Annotated in this window: 16 protein-coding genes; 11 read left to right on the top strand and 5 right to left on the bottom strand. The window is 67.6% G+C overall.

The genetic code is table 11. The features are described from left to right. The first annotated feature begins 21 nt into the window (after positions 1-21). Together HPC46_RS01795 and HPC46_RS01800 are read left to right on the top strand one after the other, a co-directional pair. Positions 22-879 (top strand): SDR family oxidoreductase, encoded by an 858-nt coding sequence (locus tag HPC46_RS01795; protein WP_179466486.1) that lies wholly within the window; start codon positions 22-24, stop codon positions 877-879. Then, positions 876-1301: a protease inhibitor I42 family protein gene (locus tag HPC46_RS01800; RefSeq protein WP_179466487.1), complete on the top strand. Its 426-nt coding sequence runs from the start codon at positions 876-878 to the stop codon at positions 1299-1301. The genes HPC46_RS01795 and HPC46_RS01800 overlap by 4 nt, the downstream gene beginning before the upstream one ends. On the opposite strand, the gene HPC46_RS01805 is transcribed toward HPC46_RS01800, so the two are convergent. After that, on the bottom strand, positions 1298-3037 hold the full coding sequence (locus tag HPC46_RS01805; RefSeq protein WP_179466488.1) for an acyl-CoA dehydrogenase family protein: 1740 nt from the start codon (positions 3035-3037) through the stop codon (positions 1298-1300). The genes HPC46_RS01800 and HPC46_RS01805 overlap by 4 nt on opposite strands. Positions 3038-3210: 173 nt before the next feature. Between HPC46_RS01805 and HPC46_RS01810 the strand changes: the two genes are divergently transcribed. From HPC46_RS01810 to HPC46_RS01825, 4 genes are read left to right on the top strand one after another with little or no spacing between them, the layout of a single operon-like run. After that, positions 3211-3753, top strand: coding sequence for a hypothetical protein (locus HPC46_RS01810; RefSeq protein WP_179466534.1), 543 nt, complete (start codon positions 3211-3213; stop codon positions 3751-3753). A 10-nt stretch (positions 3754-3763) separates the two neighbouring features. After that, positions 3764-4696 (top strand): LLM class F420-dependent oxidoreductase, encoded by a 933-nt coding sequence (locus tag HPC46_RS01815; RefSeq protein WP_179466489.1) that lies wholly within the window; start codon positions 3764-3766, stop codon positions 4694-4696. Between the two features lie 48 nt (positions 4697-4744). Continuing rightward, a complete protein-coding gene (locus tag HPC46_RS01820; protein WP_179466490.1) occupies positions 4745-5362 on the top strand; it encodes a hypothetical protein in 618 nt (205 codons plus the stop codon). An 18-nt stretch (positions 5363-5380) separates the two neighbouring features. Continuing rightward, on the top strand, positions 5381-5971 hold the full coding sequence (locus HPC46_RS01825; protein ID WP_179466491.1) for a hypothetical protein: 591 nt from the start codon (positions 5381-5383) through the stop codon (positions 5969-5971). Here HPC46_RS01825 and HPC46_RS01830 read toward each other — a convergent pair. Beyond that, on the bottom strand, positions 5968-7446 hold the full coding sequence (locus tag HPC46_RS01830; RefSeq protein WP_179466492.1) for a dynamin family protein: 1479 nt from the start codon (positions 7444-7446) through the stop codon (positions 5968-5970). The two genes, HPC46_RS01825 and HPC46_RS01830, sit on opposite strands and share 4 nt — an antisense overlap. 57 nt (positions 7447-7503) lie before the next feature. On the opposite strand from HPC46_RS01830, the gene HPC46_RS01835 reads away from it, so the two are divergent. Next, the gene (locus tag HPC46_RS01835; RefSeq protein WP_179466493.1) at positions 7504-7914 is read left to right on the top strand and encodes a hypothetical protein; all 411 of its coding nucleotides are present in this window, start codon (positions 7504-7506) and stop codon (positions 7912-7914) included. Here HPC46_RS01835 and HPC46_RS01840 read toward each other — a convergent pair. The 3 genes from HPC46_RS01840 to HPC46_RS01850 form a co-directional block, all read right to left on the bottom strand. Then, on the bottom strand, positions 7904-9739 hold the full coding sequence (locus tag HPC46_RS01840; protein ID WP_179466494.1) for a dynamin family protein: 1836 nt from the start codon (positions 9737-9739) through the stop codon (positions 7904-7906). The two genes, HPC46_RS01835 and HPC46_RS01840, sit on opposite strands and share 11 nt — an antisense overlap. 90 nt (positions 9740-9829) lie before the next feature. After that, positions 9830-10810 carry an IniB N-terminal domain-containing protein gene (locus HPC46_RS01845; protein ID WP_179466495.1) on the bottom strand — a complete coding sequence of 327 codons (981 nt, stop codon included), beginning with the start codon at positions 10808-10810 and terminating at the stop codon, positions 9830-9832. Positions 10811-11035: 225 nt separating this feature from the next. Then, the gene (locus tag HPC46_RS01850; protein WP_179466496.1) at positions 11036-11581 is read right to left on the bottom strand and encodes an Rv0340 family IniB-related protein; all 546 of its coding nucleotides are present in this window, start codon (positions 11579-11581) and stop codon (positions 11036-11038) included. 204 nt (positions 11582-11785) lie between these two features. Here HPC46_RS01850 and HPC46_RS01855 point away from each other — a divergent pair, with 204 nt between their 5' ends. The 4 genes from HPC46_RS01855 (at position 11786) to HPC46_RS01870 (ending at position 20653) form a co-directional block, all read left to right on the top strand. Further along, positions 11786-13693: an Hsp70 family protein gene (locus HPC46_RS01855; RefSeq protein WP_179466497.1), complete on the top strand. Its 1908-nt coding sequence runs from the start codon at positions 11786-11788 to the stop codon at positions 13691-13693. Positions 13694-13699: 6 nt separating this feature from the next. Further along, on the top strand, positions 13700-16192 hold the full coding sequence (gene iniR, locus HPC46_RS01860; RefSeq protein WP_179466498.1) for an isoniazid response ATPase/transcriptional regulator IniR: 2493 nt from the start codon (positions 13700-13702) through the stop codon (positions 16190-16192). Between the two features lie 148 nt (positions 16193-16340). Then, positions 16341-19310, top strand: a complete 2970-nt coding sequence (locus HPC46_RS01865; protein WP_179466499.1) for a (Fe-S)-binding protein — start codon at positions 16341-16343, stop codon at positions 19308-19310. Positions 19311-19399: 89 nt separating this feature from the next. Further along, on the top strand, positions 19400-20653 hold the full coding sequence (locus tag HPC46_RS01870) for an IS30 family transposase (protein WP_218893529.1): 1254 nt from the start codon (positions 19400-19402) through the stop codon (positions 20651-20653). Positions 20654-20682: the final 29 nt, after the last annotated feature.

The following is a 20682-nucleotide window of genomic DNA, read 5'->3' on the forward strand; positions in this document are numbered from 1 at the left end:
CGGTAGGCCATACTCGCTTCGATGGGTACCTACGCCGTCACCGGCTCAGCATCTGGCATGGGAAAGGCCGTCGTCGAGAGGCTGCGCGCCAACGGGCACACCGTGATCGGGGTCGACATCCATTCCGCCGATGTGGTGGCCGACTTGTCGACCCCGGCCGGCCGCCGGGCCGCCGCCGACGCGGTCCGAACTGCCTGTGGCGGGCGACTCGACGGCGCAGTACTGGCGGCCGGGCTCGGGCCTACCCCCGGGCCCGACCAGCCCAGGCTGATCACAGAGGTCAACTACTTTGGTGCGGTGGACCTGCTGCAGGCGTGGCGGCCCGCGCTGGCCGCCGGGGAGCGGGCGAAAGTCGTTGTCTTCTCCAGTAACTCGACGACGACGATTCCGGCGATACCCGGCCGGGCCATCCGTGCCCTGCTGGCCGGCGACGGCGACAAGGCGGTGCGGACCCTTCGCTGGTTCGGCAAGGCTGCCTCGTCGATGGCCTACGGGGCCTCGAAGGTCGCGCTCAGCCGCTGGGTCCGGCGCCACGCGGTGACCCGCGACTGGGCCGGTGCGGGAATCCGGCTCAACGCCATCGCGCCCGGTGCGATCCTCACGCCACTGCTGGAGAAGCAGCTGTCCACGCCGGCGGAGGCCAAGGCGATCCATTCCTTCCCGGTGCCGATCGGTGGTTTCGGCGACGCCGGGAAACTGGCCGACTGGGTGGTGTTCATGTTGTCCGACGCGGCCGATTTTCTTTGCGGCAGCGTCATTTTCGTCGACGGCGGGTCCGACGCGTATTTTCGTGCCGACGACTGGCCGGGCTCCGTGCCGGCCCGGCGGCTGGTGCCCTACCTGCGCAAGTTCATGCGATACAAGGGCGTCGCGCCATGATCCGACTGATAGCGGTACTCGCATTGGCACTGTCATTGGCCGGGTGCGGCGACATCAAGAAGCCACCGGGAACAACGAACATCGACCTGACTTACGACGATCTGCTGAAGGAGAACCACCCGACACTCGACATCACTCTCGGCGCGGGTGGCACATTGCGGCTGAATCTGGCGACCAACCCGTCTACCGGGTACCAGTGGGCGGCCCAAGCCCAGATCAGCGATCCCGCGGTTATCGTCCAACGTGACCACTACGACTCCGGACCGTCGGGGGTCCATCTGCCGGGCGCCCCGGGAACCGCAACGTGGACCTTCGAGGCGCTCAAGCCCGGCACCACCACCGTGGCCACGACCTACGGCCAGCCGTGGCCGGGCGGCGTCAAGGATGCCTGGACGTTCACCGCGACGGTGACCGTTCACTAGGGACGCATCTCATAGGCACCGTCGTAGGCCCGCACCTGCTGCCATACCCGGTTGAAGCGCTCGGCGTCGGCGACCGGCTTCCGCACCGCCGATATCGCCCAGTCCTGTTGCGCTGGAGTTGAACTCGCCTTCCCATGCAGCGCCACAGCGTAGCCGGAGAAATCTCTGACCTGGACGTCGAAGATCTGGTCCACCAAGTCGCGGTCGAGTCCCCGCAATTCGGCCTGCTCGAGAATCAGCTGACCGTAGACCACCAGCGTGAACAAGTGCCCGATGACGAGCATGAAATCGAGGTCGCGCTGCTGCTCGGCGTCGGGTGCCGCGGTGGTGAGCAACGCCTGCAAGGCGCGTATCTGCTCGGTGAAGCGTGCGACATTCGGTATGCCCGAGGCTCTCTCGAACACCGGAACCCAATCGGCGAATTGGACCTTCGAAGCCCCCTTGGCCGGCCCCTGCGCCCAGAAGAACACGTCGTCGGCCGGGTCGTCGCGGGTGCCGATCTGCGGGTACGAACCCGGGTTGAACAGGTAATTGGGCATGAACTTGAGGATCTGCGCGACGTTGACATGCACCGTACCCTCCAGTCGGGGCAGCGCACCGATCATCTGGCGGACTTCGGAAAAATACGTGGTGCGTTCGAAACCCTTGGCGGCCAGAACATCCCAGAGGATCCTCACCACAGTCTCACCCTCAGAGGTCACCTTGGCCTTGGTCACCGGGTTGAACAGCAGGTAGCGACGATCATCGAGGCTGGCGGTGCGGAAGTAGTCGATCGCGCGATCGCTGAACAGTTTCATCGCGATCAGCCGGGCGTAGGCGTCGACGAAGCTGGCCCGGACATGAGGGAAGTCGGTGACCGGATTGCCGTACAGGATGCGGTTGTTGGCGTGGGTGATCGCCTCGTAGAACGCGTGCTCACACATCCCGATCGAGGCGGTGCACAGGTTGAACTTGCCGATGTTGACCGTGTTGAGCGCCACCGAGAACGCCTCCGGACCGGTGCACAGGATGTCCTCGGTGTGAACCGGATAATCCTGCAGCGCAAAGCTACTCACGAACATCTGGCCATGTACGACATTGCCGATCAGCTGGTACGCCGGGTGCGAACTGTCGGCGACGAACCACACGTAACCCTCGGGGCCGTCGATATCGGCCCGGCGGGAGAACACCGAAACCATGCCCGCCACGTTGCCGTTGCCGATGTAGTACTTCTGGCCGGTCGCACGGAAGACGACACCTTCCGCGTCAGCCTCGGCGGGGGTCAGGATCATGTCGGTGTTGTAGATGTCGGCGCCGTGCTCGCGTTCGGAGAGCGCGAAGGCCATGACGCCGCCCGCTTCGAGTTGGTCGGCGGCGCGTTGCTTGGCCTTGATGTTGTCGCTCTGCCAGATCGGGCCCAGACCCAGGATGGTGACCTGCTCGGCGTACCAGTACGCAAGCCCGTAGAACCCGAGGATCTCGCTGAGCGCGGCGTTACGCGAGGTGTCCCAACGCTTGTTGTCGTCACCGGCGCCGAATTCCGACGGGGTGAGGAAGGTCGCGAAGATCCGCTCGCGCTTGATGAAGTCGAGGAAGTCCGCCACCCACACCGCGTCCAGGTCGTCCTGCAGCAGTCGCGTCTTGCCGCGCTCCTCGAACCAGTCGATCAGTGCCCGCAGCTGGCGCCGCGTCACCGGATCGAACCGTCGCGGGTCGTAGGTGTTTGGATTGAACAACAGCTCGCCGGTGCCTGTCATGGCGTGCCCTCCCCATATCGAGGGGTCGAATCTAACGCGATCGCCGTCGCCGGATCGGCGGTTCGCGGGATGCCCGCCGGCCGCGAGCCCGCGAGTCACTCAAGTCACTTCCGTCACTGCATGCGTACCCTGGCAGTCGACGGCAGGAGTTCGGTGTGCGGATATCCAACGGCATGAAAGCCGGTGTTGCAGTGCTGTGGCTGCTGGCAGCGGGCGCCGCCGCGACCGGGTGCAGCACCACCACCGACGGTGCGGCCCGCTGCCCCGGCTGCGGGCCGGGCGGCGAGCCGAGCTTTCCCACCAGCAAGCCGACCGTCTCGACGCCGACGACGCCGGCCACCCCGACCCCCACCACGGTCCCCAACCCGGGCGGCGGCCAGAACCTGGCGCCCAGCGACAGCGGCTACGTGTACATCGAAACCAAGTCGGGCCAGACCCGCTGCCAGCTCAATTCCCAGACGGTCGGCTGCGAATCGGACTTCACCAACCCGCCCGTCGTCAACGGCGAGCCAGCCAACGGCGTCGAGGTGACCGCCAGCGGCAGTGTGCGATGGATCGCCGGAAACCTCGGCGACATCCCCACCACCCCGCTGGATTACGCGACCTATCACGCAGTCGGCTGGACCATCGATGCCAGCCCCGACGGCACTCAGTTCACCAACGACGGCACCGGCCATGGATTGTTCATCAGTACCGAAGGGGTCAAGGTTTTCTAAGCTGGCTCCCATGGACTTCCGTGTCTTCGTCGAACCTCAGCAAGGCGCCGGCTACACCGACCAACTCGCGGTCGCTCAGGCCGCCGAATCCCTCGGCTACTCCGCGTTTTTCCGTTCCGACCACTATCTCGCGATGAGCGGTGACGGGATGCCCGGACCGACCGACTCCTGGGTGACGCTGGCCGGCATCGCTCGGGAGACGTCGACCATCCGGCTCGGCACGCTGGTCACCTCTGCCACATTCCGCTATCCGGGGCCGCTGGCGATCTCGGTGGCCCAGGTGGATGCGATGAGCTCGGGCCGGGTCGACCTCGGGATCGGGGCGGGCTGGTTCGACGAGGAACACCTGGCTTACGCGATCCCGTTCCCGCCCCTCGGTGAGCGATTCAACCGGTTGCACGAACAGCTCGACATCATCACCGGGCTGTGGACCACCCCGGACGGCCAGACCTTCGACTACGACGGCACCTACTACACCGTCAAGGACTCCCCCGCGCTGCCGAAACCGGCGCAGAACCCCCATCCGCCGATCATCATCGGCGGCAACGGCGCCAAGCGCACCCCGGCCCTGGCCGCGCAGTTCGCCGCGGAATACAACCTGGCGTTCCCGGCCTTCGACTTCGTCGCACCGCAGTACGCCCGGGTTCGGGCAGCGCTGCAGGACGCCGGCCGCGATCCCGACGACTTCGTCTACTCGGCGGCGTTCGTGGTGTGCGCTGGGCGCAACGACGCCGAAATCAGCAGGCGGGCAGACGCCATTTCGCGGGAGGTCGACGAGCTACACACCAACACTCCGCTGGTCGGCACGCCCACCGAAATCGTCGACCAGCTCGGACCTTTCATCGAGGCAGGGGTACAGCGGGTGTACCTCCAACTGCTGGACATGTCCGACCTTGACCACCTGGAATTGTTCGCCACCGACGTGGTTCGTCAACTCGCCTGATTGCGGAAAACTGCATCCGCCCTGGCAAGGCATTTAGCATAGGTAGCCATGCGCAAGCAGGACCCTGCCGGGGATATCGACGAGGCCGCCGCGCCCGTCACCGTCGGCGATCCGTTCGGCCCCTATCCGGAGGAGCCGTACCCTGGGTCAGTGCTGCCAGCCGAGGCGCCCGCGACCTCCCCCGGCGAGGACCTGGATCCGCCGACCGACCCGGCACTGCCCGTGGTCAACCTCGACGAGGGCTTCGACCCGTTCGCTCCCGACGCATTCTGGTTCCCGGAACGGCCCTGGTACCGCAAGAAGCAGGCCACGCTCGCGATGGGCGCCATCGGGGCGGCGGTCGTGGCGATCCTGGTGGCCGCGGTGCTGCTGGTGTCGCTGGATTCCGGCGATTCCGACCGGTCCAAGAACGCCCCGTCGTCGACCGTGACCACCGAACCGACGACCACCGGTTTGACCAGTTCACCGCCGCCGGAACCGCCGCCGCCACCACCGCCGCCGGAGACCCCGGCGCAGACGCAGAACACCTGGGTGCCGCAATACCCGCAATATCCGCGCGGCAACAGCGACCGTCCGAACGTGACCACACCGCAGACCAGGCCGCCCCAGATCAGCGTGCGCCCGACCCACCGTCCGGCCTTCCCGGGCCAGCCCGGCGGAGGCTGACGGCTACCATCGGAACCCATGGCACGTGACGGTTCAGACGACCCGAACAACTATTCCGACAGCGAGCCGACGCAGTACGCGAACTACGGCGCGACCGGCGGCGAGGCCTACAGCGATTACCAGCAGCCCGCCTACGGCGCACCGACCGGTTACGGCCACCACCCGCCGCCGCCTGAGCCCGCCCCGTGGTACCGGAAGCCGGCGGCGCTCGTCGGCCTCGGGGTGCTGACCGCGGTCATCCTGGCTCTGCTCGTCTACGCGATCGTGAAGTTCACCGGCAGTGGTGGCTCAGGTCCGGCCACCACGACAACGACGGCCCCGACCAGCCCCAGCTCGGCGGAGCAGTCGGCATCGGTCGTCCCCCAGCCCGGCGTCACCCAGACGGTGACCCAGTCCCCGACCGCGACATCGGAGGCCCCGACCACCACGACGACGACCGAGGCGCCGACCACGACGACGACCACCGCGGCCCCGTCGACGAGCACCAGCACAAGCACAAGCACCACTACGACGGTGTCGACCTCGGTGAGCACGGTGACCGAGACGGTGACTCCCACCACCCGGGAGCAGTTCATGCCGACGTTCCCGCTCCCGCGCCCGGGCGGCTAGCGGGCTGCGTACATCGCGACCAGCGCTTCGGCGCTGCGCACCGCGGCCCGACACGCCCTGGTGGTGAACGGGTCGTTGAGCGGATGTTCTGAACGACGGCGCCAGCGCTGAGCCGCGGCGAAGGCCGCGCGGGGTCCGTCGTCTCGGGCTTCGGGGGCCAACCCCAGCCGGCTGGCCGGATCGGTTCCCGATCCGCCGATCATCCGGCGCAGGGACACCATCTCGTCTTCGGTCAGAGTTGTTGGGCGCGAACGAAGTTGGCTGAGCAGCCGGAGTTCCTCGAAGGCGTGGGTATCGGCGAGCAGCGGGTCGATGTCGGCGATGATGTAGGGCGTCGCGGTGATCGGGTGCAGCTCCACGAACCGGCGCAGCGACACCAGTGCGGTATGCGCCTTGAGCAGTTCGGATCGCTGAGCGAACTGCTGGTCGATCACATCACGCAGTGCGACCAGCCCGCTGCGTTCCAGCAGCTCGTCGGCCAGCCTGACGGAATCGGTTATCCCCGAACGTAATACCGCAATGGAGATCCGGATCCCGAACATGCCGAATCGGTCCAGCAGCTGCGCCCGGGTCTGGGCGTCCACCGGCAGTGAACTGTCTTCGCGGACAAAGCGATCCACGCTGAGCATTGCCTTGTTCAGCTCGGCGGTGTCGACCGCCGCCAACTTCTCCAGTGCGGCGAACTCGCTCTGCCGCAGCGTGCGGGCGGTCAGCGCCAGCAGACCCGAGACGGGCACCACCGCCTGGCAGATACCGGTCCGGTCCAGCTCCGCGGTGAATCGCTGCGCGACGTCCTTGGCCGACAGCATCGCGTCGAGGCGTCCCGCGCCGATCTCGTCGGCCCGCGACGCCACCCCGATCACCCCGAGCGCCCCGGATGACCCGCCGACCAGCTCGCCGATCTGCTTGAGCAAGGCGATGTCGGCGGCGTTGAGCGTACGGAGCAGGAAGACCACCGCATCGACGCGGGGCACCCCGTCCTCGGGTACCAGCAGGCGCAGCGTGCGTTCGGAGACGTCCCGCGACAGCGAGGACGTGCCGGGCGTGTCGATGATGGTGGCGTCGATCAACTCCGGGGCAGGCCACTCCACGTCGAGGTCGACGATGTCGTCGGCGTCAAGGCGGCCGAAGTCGAAGGTCAGACCCCTATCGCGGGCGATCGGCACATTGGAGCGTCGCCCGCCCACGTGATTGGCGGTCACCTTCGGGATCGGGCCGTTCCGGAACCAGGTGACGATGCGGGTGGCCTCGGTGGCATCGGTGGGCGCGATGTTCTCCCCGACCAGGGCGTTGACCAGGGTGGATTTCCCGGCTTTGAGGGTTCCGGCCAGGGCGATCCGGATCGGCTGGTTGAGCCGCCCGGCAATGCGGTCCAGCTCGCCCCAGACGTCGGGCCGCTCGCGGTACGCCGGTTCACCCTGGTACGCGCGACGGGTGCCGCCCAGGATCGCGCGAACCTGATCGCTGGTGCTCATCGAACGACGAGTCTACGGTTCGGCGGGCTGCGCGCATCGCAGCTAGGATCAGCCGCCATGCCTCCGCAGAACACGCCGTGGTACCGAACCCCGGCCGCGACGTCCGCTGCGGGACTGCTCGGGCTGGCGCTGATCGCGATTCTCGTCTACGCCGTGGTGACGATGTCGAGCAAGTGGAGCAACTCGGAGACCGAGACCGTCCCACCGCCCGGAACCTATGTGCCCGAGGCCCCGCACGTCGCCGGCACCACCAAGGGCTCGACGAGCACGTCGTATCCGCCGGTGCGGCTGTCTACCACCGATATCGGGCTGCCCGGCGAAAGCACTACCACCAGCGGGACGCCGACCACGACCGGCGACCAGTCCACCATCCCCCCGGCGGAGCGGACGGCGCCGACCTTCCCCGGCACGTTCCCGACCCGCGTCACCAATCCGCCGGGTCCGCGTGCCACCCGCCCTAGCCGATAGCACCACGGGGAGAGAGCTTTTCGGCGTTGTCGATGACCTGCGTCAGGATATTGACCTGTCGCTCGAGTTCATGGATGCGGCTGTTGCGGTCGGCCTCCTCCATCCGCGCGGCGGCGATGGTGGACTGCAGTGACTCGTTGAGCGAGCGGGTGGTCTGGTTGGCGATGCCGCGGTAGTGGTCGCGCAACTGGCGCTGGACATTCTTGAGCCGGTCGCGCGATTCCTTGGACACGACGAACAGCACGTCGTCGATGAAGCGGCGCAAGTTCGTCTTCGCCTCCCCGCGCACCCGCATCATGCGGTTCTCCATGTCCTCCTTGTAGGCTTTGCGCCCCAACAGCAGGCCCGCCCCCAATGACAGCGGGTTGAACATGCCCAGGCCCGCCACCGAGGTGAGCATGCCGAACATCAAGACACCGCCGTACGAGCCTCGCATGCTGGTGATCACCTTGTGGCCCTTGCCGATCGGCTTGGCTTCCAGACGGGCCATCGATTTGAGCCGGCCCACCCCGGCACCCATCTCGGCCGCGCTCACCTCCGGCATCTGGATGGCGTTCAGGCCGGCTTCGACGAAGGTCCGGCCGACCTCTTCGGCCAGCGCCTCGGCCCGCTGATAGGCCCACACGAAGTTGTCGCCGACGGCGTTGGCGACGCTGTCCTCGACCTCCGCGCCGATCTCCGCCCAGTGCTGGGTGGGGTCGCAGTCGTCGATGACTCCCTCGATGTGCTGGGTGATGGCGCGGAACCGGGCCCGCAGGTCGTGTTCGACGTCGGCGGTCAGATCCGCGATGCCGTCGTTGAGGACCTGTTGCCACAGCGCGGTCTGCTGCAGTGCGTCCTGGGCTTCCAGCTTGCGCCGTTCCAGGTCCTCGGTGAGCTTGCGCGCCTCGTCGGGATCACTCAGAGCCGCCAGCTCCGAGTTCACCGCCATGCTGAGATGTTCTGCTGCCGAACGGATTTCAGCGACCACATGATCGCGCACCTGGTCGCTCTCCCGGGACAGCACCTTCTCGGAGAGGAAGGCGACGATCGCCGGGAAGTTCGACTCGTCGTTGAGTTCGGAGTCGTTGAGCTCGATGGCGTGGCTGCGCAGCAGCGACGACGCCGGAATGACCGGCAGCGCAAGGCCGGCCCGCTGCAGATGGCCGGCGTTGGTCGCGACGATCTCGCGCCAGAACGGATACAGGTCGGTCTTGGTGGCCACGATCGCGCCCGTCGGGCAGATCTCGTGCGCCTGGCGGATGAACCGCATCTCCGGTTCGGTGAACTCCTGGCTGGTGTCACTGATCATCAGCATCGCGTCGGCGTCGGGCAGCAACCCGAGAGTCGACGACAGATGCGGCTGGCCGTGCCCGCCGACGCCGGGTGTGTCGATGAATGCCAGGCCGCCCTTGAGCAGCGGGCTGGGCGCACCGACCTCGACACGCAACACTTCCCGGCCCTGGGCCTGCGGCGCGCGGCGCAGGTCGTGCCGGATGTCGTCGATCGGGATGTCGATCTCCTGCGGCGGAACCCCTTCTCCCACCGAGACGATCAACCGGGCCGACGGCTGGTCGGCATAGCTGATCACGGTCACCAGTGCGGTGGTCTCGTCGTCACCGACGCGGGCCACCGGCATGTTGAGCAGCGAGTTGAGCAGCTGGCTCTTGCCCTGCTTGAGCTGGCCGGCGATGACCACGCGGATCTGCGGGTCGGTGATGCGCTCCTTGGCGATGGCCAGCCGCGTCACCAGATCGCCACGGTCGTTGAGGTCGGCGATAGCGCTGGTGTGATCGATCAGCTCGACGATCACTTTGACCCGGCGCGGGTCCTCCGGTTGCGTCACATGCCCTCCCAATACTCGCGTTTAACACCGTAGGCGCAGTCGAGCGGCGGGGACCTCCACACACTGGTGGAGATCCCCGCCGTCCCTTCCTCAGAAACCCAGCAGGTGATTGCCTGATGCGAGCGCCAGGTCGTGGCTGGCGTCGAGGTGGCTGTTGACCAGGGTGGTGTCGTGGCTGGCGTCCAGCGAGGTGTGGCTGGACTCGTGGGTCGAGCTGTCGACGACCGAGTGCACCGAGTTGTCGGAGTGGTCGGTGACCGTGGTCGTCGCGTGGGTGTCGGTCTGGGTGTAGACCGGCGAGCTGGCGTGATTGGCGCTGTTGGTCGACGTCTGGCTGTCGATGATGGTGATACCGCCACCACCGGCGTTGCCACCCGAGGCGTGTCCACCACCGAGGCCGATCAGGCTGCCACCGGCCGACGCTCCGCCGCCGTTGCCGCCACTGGCGTCGACGTCGTTGAAGACAGGTGCGCCGTTGTCCTTGATCACGGTGCTGCCGCCGGTGGCGGTGGTGCCGTTGTCGTGGATGTGGCTGTGCCCCACCGCAACGTTCGATCCGGCGCCGGCCAGCACATCGCCGTTGTTGACGTCGTTGCCGTTGCCCAGCACCGCGCCGTCACCGCTGACGATGTCGCCGTGGTTGTTCCCGTCGACGACCACGCCGCCGTCGGTGGCCGTGTTGGTGGTCTTGTTGCCGAAGGTGATATCGCCGAAGCCGAGGTTGAAGGCACCCTGCTGGGCGTTGGCGCCGGCATTCTGGTCCGGGCTCAGCAGCGAGGTGTCGGTCTGCGGAGCGAACGTCGGCGACGGTGCGTACACCGGCTGGAACGTCGGCTCGTAGGCCGGGGCGAAGCCGTAATTGTTGGACACTGCGCGCTGCAGCCCGACGATCGGGTCGCCGCCGCCGAGCACCAGGCCCGGGACCGCGGTGGCTGCGACGGTCGAGACCTGAGCGGCCGACACACCGGCAAAGCCGGCGTCGCGCATCGTCTGCTCCGGAGCGTTGACGAACGCGCGGGCGGCGTCTTCGTTGCGGAACAGGTCGAGGATCCAGTCAAGGAGAGTGAGCATGGTCGAGACCTTTCAGTCCAGGTGCTCGCCGGCCTGTCCGGCGATCTGGAGACCACGTTATGGACGCCGTCGTCAGCCGAAAACGGGGTCGAAACCCCTCTTCACCAAGCCCCTACTAGGGATCACTAGGGGCGCTCTCCTAGGGGCATAGGGGATCCCTAGGGCGGCCAGTGGAGATGAAGAAACCCCACGTCACAACTGACGTGGGGTTTCGCGGGAGGGGTCTCAGAACAGGTCGAAGCCGGGGTCGTGGGTGCCGTGGGTGTCGTCGACGTGCGTGTGGTCGAAGGTGGTGTGGTCGCTCCAGTCCGTGCCGGCGTCGGCACCTGGATCGTGCTCGAATGCAACATCGGTGACCTGCGTCAACGTGTCCGGAAGGGCCGTCACCGCGGAGTCGAATCCCGGATCGGTGATCACTGCCGGGTCGAGGCCGGCATGCTGGGCGACCTCGGTGATCACCGGGTGCGAGTCGGACACGGCGGCAGGCAGGTGAGCGTCGAACGCATCGAACGCGTCGAATGCGGCCGTCGCAGCCCCACTCGCCCATACGTTGCCGTCCCCGCCCGCACCGGCCATCGGCCCGAAGCCACCTGCCGATACCGGACCGTTCAGCGAGTCTGCCACCATCGGAATCAGGTTATTGACGTCGGCGCTGGTCACGTCGGGCAGATGCGCATCGGCGATGGCGCCGGCCGGGTCGGCGGCATACCGCGCGGCGGCGTCGGGATCCCGCACGAGCGACATCACGAAGTCGAGCAACGAGTTTGCCATGGAACGCCTTCTCCCCTACCGCCGATAGTCACAGTGGAATCCCAGCTGCTGCCAAGAATGTTATCGGCGGACGGGGTCGCCGTGATCGGTGTCGAAGCCACCCGATCCGCGGCACCGTTAGGGGGTGTGGCCTTAGGGGTTCCGGCGTCATTAGGGGATATGGTGAAGGCCGCCCGCCGACGCGGCGGCGAAGGGATGTGCGAATTGAGCGAATCGCTGGGGTTGTCGATCGGCGCGACCAACCTGGGTGCGGCCCGCCCGGGCCGGCAGCCGGTGACCCGTCGATCGGTGCTCACGTTGTGGGGCAACCGGCCCGCCGAAGTCGGGGTCCCGTCCCAGAATCCGGAGTTGACCAGCCCGAACCTCACTGAGGCCGGCCAGGTGTTCCGCGGGTTCGTCGAGCGAGTGGGTGACCCGGTGCCGCTGGTGGCCGCCGACGGGTCGCCGCATCGCAGCGATGACCTGATCGCGGAGGCGCTCGAAGCGATGGCCCGCACGGTCGATGACGGCTCGCCGCCGTCCAGCCTGGTGGTCGCCGTGCCGGCGTATTGGGGCCCGGGAGCGGTCGGATCGCTGCGCGGTGCGCTGCGCACCCGGCCCGCCCTGTCGCCGGGCGGTGTGCCGCCGACGCTGATCTCGGATGCGACCGCCGCGCTGGCCGCCCTGCAAGCCGATCCGGGACTGCCCGCGCACGGCGTGATCGCGTTGTGCGACTTCGGCGGCAGCGGCGCCAACATCACGCTGGCCGATGCCGGTGCGAACCTTCAGCAGATCGGCGAGACAGTGCGTTTCGCCGAGTTCTCCGGCGATCAGATCGATCAGGCACTGCTGACCCAGGTGCTCGCGGGTATCCGCGACTCCGCCGATCTCGATCCGGCCAGCACCAACGCGGTCGGCGCCCTGACCCGGCTTCGAGATGAATGCCGGCAGGCCAAGGAGCGGCTGTCCTCGGAGACCGCCACGGTGGTGCCTGCCGACCTGCCTGGCTTCCGCTCCGATATCCGGGTGACCCGACCCGAATTGGAAGCCCTGATCGCCGAGCCGCTCGCGGGATTCCTCGATGCGCTCGGGGATGCGCTGGAACGCAACAGGATTCCGGCGGTCAACCTGTCCGCGGTCGCCACTGTCGGCGGCGGTGCGGCGATACCGCTTCTCACCCAACGACTTTCCGAGGAACTGCGGGTTCCGGTGATCACCACGCCCCTGGCCGGGCTGAACGCGGCGATCGGCTCCGCGGTGATTGCCGCGCGCGGCGGCGCACCGGATGCACCGACCGGCATGGCGGTTGCCGCCGCTGACGCGCCGACCGGGCTGGCCCCGGCGGCTTGGGCGGCCGGGACGGCCGGCGCTGCCGCCACGGAATCGGCGACTGACGGCTCACCGTCGGCGACGTTCCGCGCACTGGCGTGGTCGCAGGACGATGTGCCCGGCGCGGAACCGGTGCCGTATTCGGGTGAGGACTACACCTTCGATTACGCCCAGCAGGCGCAGGGCGCCACCGGCCAACGCCCGATGATCGAGTTCGAGCAGGAGACCGCCGAGACCGAACTGGTCGACGCGCCGGTGCCGTGGTACCGGCGCCCGCCGCTGCTGTTCGGCATCGCCGCGGCCCTCGCGGCGGTGGCGGTCGGCGGGCTGGCGATCACGTTGACCAGTGCCGACAGCACGCCCACTACGACGACCACCCGGGTGACGAAGCCCGGCGAGCAGCCCTCGGTCACGAGTGTCATACCGCCGCAGACGGTTACGGTCACCGGTTCGGACGGGGTCCCGACCGAGTCGACGATTCCCGCGACCACCACCGTCGTGCCGACGACGACGCCGTCGACCACAACGACAACCACGACCACCCCGTCGACCACGACGACAACCACGACCACCACCACGACGACGACAACCACCACAACCACGACTCCGCCGACCACCACCACCACCACGACCACTCAGCCCCCGACCACGACCACGCAGCCCCCGACCACGACCGCGCAGCCGCCGACGACAACGACTCAGCCCCCGACGACGACGGTGGCCCCGCCCACCACCACCGTCGCCCCACCGCCCACCACGACGCAAGCAGTTCTCACCGGCGTGACCGCACCGCCGACCAACTGAGTGCCAGTGGCCGATCCGATTCCGGTACAGAATCTTTCGCAGTCCGCCAGAGATGCGGTCGGCGCGCTGGGGTCGGCGCCGGTGAAGCTTCTCGTGACCGGTGGCATCGGCAGCGGAAAGAGCACGCTCCTGGCTGCGGCCCGAGATACCCTGCGCAACGCCGGTTCCGCCGTCCTGACCCGCCCGCCCGCAGCCGGCGACCCCGCGGCCGCCGCCGTAGTGGTCGACGACGCACACCTCTTGACAGACAACGAGTTACGTCTGCTCACTGAGCTGGCCGGTGAGCCGTCCTCGACGGTTGTCGTGGCGGTCCAGCCGCGCGACCACAACGAGGATCTACAGGCGCTGATCACTACGATCGAGCGCCAACAGCCTCGAATCACCTTGGCGCCGATGTCCTCTGGCGAACTGTCCCGGATGATGACCGATCCGTCCGGACATCCGCCCCGCTCCGAGTTGGTGAGCAACATCCTCGTCGCGACGGCGGGCATCCCGTTTCTGGTCGACGCGGCGCTGGCGTCCGCACGGCCCTACTCGGCGGGGTCCATCACCCAAGCCGCGGTGTTCGCCCTCATCGAGCGGTTACGCCGGCTCGGCGAACCCGAGCTCGACGCACTCTTGATCGCCTCCCTCAGCCGCGACCTGGGTGCAGCAGATCTGGCTGCGGCACTGGATATTCCAGCCGACGAGGCCAGGCTGCTGATCGATCGGGCCCGAGCCACCGGACTGGTCGAGCCGGCGCACAGCCCGCACTTCCTGCGCTCGGTGCACCGCGCGACGGCGCAGATCCTGGGCACCGCACGACATCACGACATCGAAACCGCACTTCTGCGCTCGCAGATCGCGATGTCCACGCTCTCACCGGATCTCGCGCTGCGGCTGGCCGAGCACGGTGTGCGCGACGAGCAACTGGCCGACGTCTTGCGGCGCCAGGCGGCCGGCAGCCGAACCGACCCGGCATCGTCGGCACAGCTCTACCGTGCCGCGGTCGACGCCGGCGCGGTGGAACTACGTGCGCAGCTGGCTGATTCACTGGCCCTGGCCGGGGAGTGTTCGGATGCGGCCACCGAGGCCGACGATCTGCTCACGTCCGAGGACCTCGCCGAGCGCGCGGCAGCCGTGCGGATCGCGGCGAGCGTGGCCATGCACAACGGGAACTCGGCACAGGCCGGCGACCTGTTCGGCTGGCTGGGGCCCTACCCCGATGCCGCGGTCAGTGCCGCAGCGGCGATCGCATTGACCGCGACCGGCGACGCCACTGCGGCCGAACGCGCACTGGCCGTCGACAGCGCCGGCCCGCCGACCGCTGCCTCGCGCGCGGCACGCAGTCTGGCCGAGGGCCTGCTGGCGACGTTGCAGGCGCCGTACGCCACCGCGGCGGTCAAACTCGGTGCGGCCATGGCGGCCGAGTATTCGGCCGCACAGGTACTGCCCGACAGCCCCGCGGCGTTGGTCACGCTGGCGGCGCTGCACGGCGGCGATCCGGTCCGCGCGCGCAGCGTGATCGCCAGGGCGGTGCGCACCGACCGGGACAGCGATGCCGCGCTCTATGGGCATCGGCACCGGTTGCTGCTGGCGTGGACCAAGATGCAGGACGGCCAGCTGGCTGCCGCCGCCTCCGACATCACCGGGATCGACGGCCAGTATCGCCGGGATGCGCTGTGGACGGCGGCGCTGCGAACCGCGTTGGCGCGACGCGGCGGCGACGCCGGCGCGCTGCAGAAGCATTGGTATGCGGCCATGGAGGTGTTGGTCGAATACTCGGTCGACCTGTTCTCCCTGCTGCCGTTGGGCGAGCTATGGGTGGCGTCAGCGCGGATCGGCCAGCAGGACCGGCTGGCGCCCGCGCTCGAGCAGGCATTCGGGTTGCTCGACTCGCTGGGCACTCCACTCACCTGGTCGGTGCCCCTGCACTGGGCGGGCGTGCATGCCGGCATCCTGGCAGGCGACCCCGCTGCGGTCGCCCCGCACGGGCAGGCGCTGTCGGCGGCCGCCGCCCACAGCCCGTTCGCCAAGGCGCTGGCGGTGGCCGGACGGACCTGGCTGCGGGTGCTCGCCGGGCAGGTCGACGCCGACGAGGTGGGTACCGCAGCGCGGGGCCTGGCCCAGTTCGGTCTCACCGCGGATGCCACCCGGCTGGCGGGGCAAGCGGCGCTGCAGACCTCCGACCCCAAGGTGTCCGGGTGGATGCTGCAGGTGGCGCGTGATCTGAAGCTGTCGGTGGGCGACAGCGCGGACGACGGCCAACCGCAGGCACCCGAGTCCGGCGGGTCCGCCTCTGCCGGTGCCCGGCCGATGTCGTCGCCGCTGTCGGACCGCGAGCGTGAGGTGGCCGAGCTCTTGTTGCTGGGCATGCCCTACCGCGATATCGGCGCGCAGCTGTTCATCTCCGCCAAGACCGTCGAACACCACGTCGCACGCATTCGCCGCCGGCTCGGCGCGGAATCCCGCTCGGAAATGCTGTCGATGTTGCGGGCCATTGTGACGCCGGAGGGCTGAGACCTCGGCCACTCCTGCCGCAAGTTAGGTCAGCCTTTGTAGCGAGGCTAATGGCCGGGATGCAACTATGAGCTGGATTGGAGTAAAGTTACCGGTCGGTAACTTGCACTAAGTTACCATTGGGTAACTTACGACAGGGAGGCAGTCCGTGACCGCTCTCGACTGGGGCAGGCTGGTGGTTGGCCTGTTGGCCACCGCGATCGTGCTGGTGTTCGCCGCACGCCGTGTGCAGTTTCTGACCAAGCTGATTCGGTCAGGTCAGCCGGTCAGCGACGAGAGCGGGCGCAAGGACGACATCCCCGATCGGATCAAGGCGCAATTCACCGAAGTCTTCGGTCAGAAGAAGCTGCTGAAATGGTCGATCCCGGGCCTCGCGCATTTCTTCACCATGTGGGGCTTTTTCATTCTCGCCAGCGTGTATCTCGAGGCGTATGGCGTTCTGTTCAACCCTGAATTTCACATTCCGCTCGTCGGCCGCTGGCCGGCACTGGGCTTCCTTCAGGACTTCTTCGCGGCCGCGGTGCTTGTCGGCATCATCGTCTTCGCCATCATTCGGCTGCGCTCCGAGCCCAAGGATTACGGTCGCGATTCGCGGTTCTACGGCTCGCACACCGGCGGTGCCTGGCTGATCCTGTTCATGATCTTCCTGGTCATCCTCACCTTCGCCATCTTCCGCGGTGCCGCTGTCAACGTCCTCAAGGAGCACTTCCCGTATCAGAGCGGAGCCTTCTTCTCCGACGGGATGGCCGTCCTGCTGAGGCCGCTGGGTGACACCGCCAATATCTGGATCGAAACCATCGCGCTGTTGGCTCACATCGGCGTCATGCTGGCGTTCCTGCTGATCGTGTTGCACTCCAAGCACCTGCACATCGGCCTGGCACCGATCAACGTCACGTTCAAGCGACTGCCGAACGCACTGGGCCCGCTGCTCCCGGTCGAGTACAAGGGCGAGCCGATCAACTTCGAGGATCCCGCCGAGGATGCCGTGCTCGGCCGCGGCAAGATCGAGGACTTCACCTGGAAGGGCTACCTCGACTTCACCACCTGTACCGAGTGTGGTCGCTGCCAGTCGCAATGTCCGGCGTGGAACACCGGAAAGCCGTTGTCTCCCAAGCTCGTGATCATGAACCTGCGCGACCACCTGTTCGCGAAGGCGCCCTACATCATCGGCGGTAAGCCGATGCCCGACGGCGAGAACGAGGCCGAACAGCTCGTCTCAACCGAGGGCGGTTTCCTCGAGACCAAGCACGACGAGCATCACGCCGTTCCGGAATCCGGTTTCGAGCGTGTGATGGGTTCCGGCCCGGAGCAGGCCACGCGTCCGCTGGTCGGCACCCTGGAGCAGGGCGGCGTCATCGACCCTGACGTGCTGTGGTCCTGCACCACCTGCGGTGCCTGCGTCGAGCAGTGCCCGGTGGACATCGAGCACATCGACCACATCGTCGACATGCGTCGCTACCAGGTGATGATGGAGTCCGAGTTCCCCTCCGAACTCGGCGTGCTGTTCAAGAACCTGGAGAACAAGGGCAACCCCTGGGGGCAGAACGCCTCCGACCGGACGAACTGGATCGACGAGGTCGACTTCGACGTCCCGGTGTTCGGCCAGGACGTCGAGAGCTTCGCCGGCTTCGAGTACCTGTTCTGGGTCGGCTGCGCAGGCGCCTACGAGGACCGGGCCAAGAAGACCACCAAGGCCGTCGCCGAGCTGCTGGCGGTCGCGGGCGTGAAGTTTCTGGTGCTGGGCACCGGCGAAACCTGCACCGGCGACTCGGCGCGGCGCTCGGGCAACGAATTCCTGTTCCAGCAGCTGGCCGCGCAGAACGTCGAGACCCTCAACGATCTGTTCGAAGGTGTGGAGCGGGTCGACCGCAAGATCGTCGTCACCTGCCCGCACTGCTTCAACACACTGGGCCGCGAATACCCGCAAGTGGGCGGCAATTTCACGGTGCTGCACCACACGCAGCTGCTCAACCGCCTGGTGCGGGACAAGAAGCTGGTCTCGGTCAAGCCCGTCGGGCAGGACATCACCTACCACGACCCCTGCTACCTCGGCCGGCACAACAAGGTCTACGACGCACCGCGTGAGCTGATCGGCGCATCCGGCGCGAAGCTGACCGAGATGCCCCGCCACGCCGACCGCGGCCTGTGTTGCGGCGCCGGCGGCGCGCGGATGTGGATGGAAGAGCACATCGGCAAGCGCGTCAACACCGAACGCACCGAGGAGGCCATCGACACCGGCGCCTCCAAGGTCGCCACCGGCTGCCCCTTCTGCCGGGTCATGATCACCGACGGCGTCGACGAGGTCGCCGCCGCGCGCGATATCGAGAAGGTCGAGGTGCTCGACGTCGCGCAGCTGCTGCTGGGCTCGCTGGACCTCAGCACGGTCACGCTGCCCGAAAAGGGCACCGCCGCACGCGAAGCCGAAGCTGCCGCGGCCGCGGCACCGGCTCAGGCGCCCCCGGCACCCGAGGCAGAGGCCGAGGCTCCCGCCGCCGAGGCGGCCGCACCGTCTGCGCCGGCCGCACCGGCCAAGGAAGCCCAGCCGGTCAAGGGTCTGGGTATCGCCGGCGGAGCCAAGCGTCCCGGCGCCAAGAAGGCTGCCGAGCCGGCCGCCGCCGCACCCGCAGCTCCTGCTGCCGAGGCCCCCGCCGCCGCGCCGGTCAAGGGACTCGGAATGGCCGCGGGCGCAAAGCGACCCGGCGCCAAGAAGGCAGCCGCCCCCGCGGCGGAGGCACCCGCCGCGGAAGCAGCGGCCCCCGCCGCCGAAGCTCCCGTCAAGGGCCTGGGTATCGCCGCGGGCGCAAAGCGACCCGGCGCCAAGAAGGCAGCCGCCCCTGCGGCTGAAGCACCGGTCGCGGCACCGGCCGCAGACGCCCCCGCGGCGGAGGCGCCGGCCAAGGCCGAGCCGGAAGTCAAGGGCCTGGGTATCGCCGCCGGCGCCCGTCGACCGGGCGCCAAGAAGGCCCCGGCTGCGGCGCCGGCTGCAGCTGCGGCACCGGCTGCCGAGCCTGAGCCCGCCGCAGCGCCTGAGCCCAAGGCCGAGGAGCCCGAGGCCGACGCACCGCCGGTGAAGGGTCTTGGCATCGCCAGGGGCGCACGCCCACCGGGTAAGCGCTAGGCCGGCACTGTCGGCGAGCCTGTAGTTATCGACACCGTTACTCGGTTGGCTTCAAGAGGTGATTGCAACACTTCGTGATTGGAGTGTTGATGCCGCGGAGTCCGTTGTTGTCGGTTCAGGTGTGGTTTTGGGAGTTGGTGTCCGCTGGGATGACGCCTGGTGATGCTGGGATCACGGTGGGCGTGTCGGCAGGCACTGGAGGTTTGTGGTTTCGCCAATGTGGCGGTGTGAATCCACAGTTGCAGCAACCCCGCGGGGTCAAACGCCCAAGGCTGACACACGCTGAGCGTGAGCAGATCATGATCGGCACGTCGGCCGGAGAGTCGATTCGCTCGATCGCGCGCCGGTTGGGGCGCGCCCCGGCGACGATCATGCGCGAGATCGAACGCAACGGCAGCGCGCGGGGTTTGACGGGCCGATACCGGGCGTTGCATCGCTTCGGCGCCAACCGCGGCGGCTGGGACGCCAAGTCGGGGTATTCAGCGGTGCTGGCCCAACAACGCAGCGAAGCGCGAGCCCGCCGGCCCAAGACCGGCAAGATCGGCCGCTGCCCGGCGTTGAGTGATGAAGTACAAAGGCTGTTGACCAAGAAGTTCAGCCCTGCTCAGATCGCGGGACGGTTAGCCAAGACCTATCCCGATCGCCCGGAGATGCTGGTGTCCCACGAAACCATCTATAAGGCCCTCTACGTGCAAGGACGCGGCGAACTACGACGCGAGCTGACCAAATGTCTGCGGACCGGGCGCACACTGCGCAAACCCCGCAACCGCCGCCAGGCCGATGGCCGTGGACACATCCAGGGCATGGTCAACATCAGTGAGCGTCCCGCCGAAGCCAACGACCGCGCCGTGCCCGGGCACTGGGAAGGCGACCTGATTATTGGCAAGGACCAAGCCTCCCAGATCGGCACCCTCGTGGAGCGCTCTAGCGGATTCGTCCAGTTCGTGCACCTACCCCAACGCCGCGACGCCGCCACCGTCGCCGACGCCTTGACCCAGATCATCCAAACCCTGCCCGAAGCGCTACGTCGGTCGCTGACGTGGGATCAGGGCATCAAAATGCACCAGCACAGCCGGGTCAGCATCGACGCCGACATCGACGTATTCTTCTGCGATCCACATTCCCCGTGGCAACGCGGCAGCAACGAAAACACCAATGGCTTGGCACGCCAATACTTTCCGAAAGGCACCGACCTATCAGTGCACTCTGCGGCCTACCTTGCCGAGGTCGCCGACGAACTCAACGAACGACCACGCAAACGCTTCGACTGGGACAGCCCCGCCGAAGTCCTCAACCGACTACTCTCACCGCCGACAGAATCTACTGTTGCAACCAAACCTTGAATCCGCCTCGGACTTTTCGTCGATAACTA

Origin of the sequence: Mycolicibacterium vinylchloridicum (assembly GCF_013404075.1) — a bacterium.
Classification (GTDB): Bacteria; Actinomycetota; Actinomycetes; order Mycobacteriales; family Mycobacteriaceae; genus Mycobacterium; species Mycobacterium vinylchloridicum.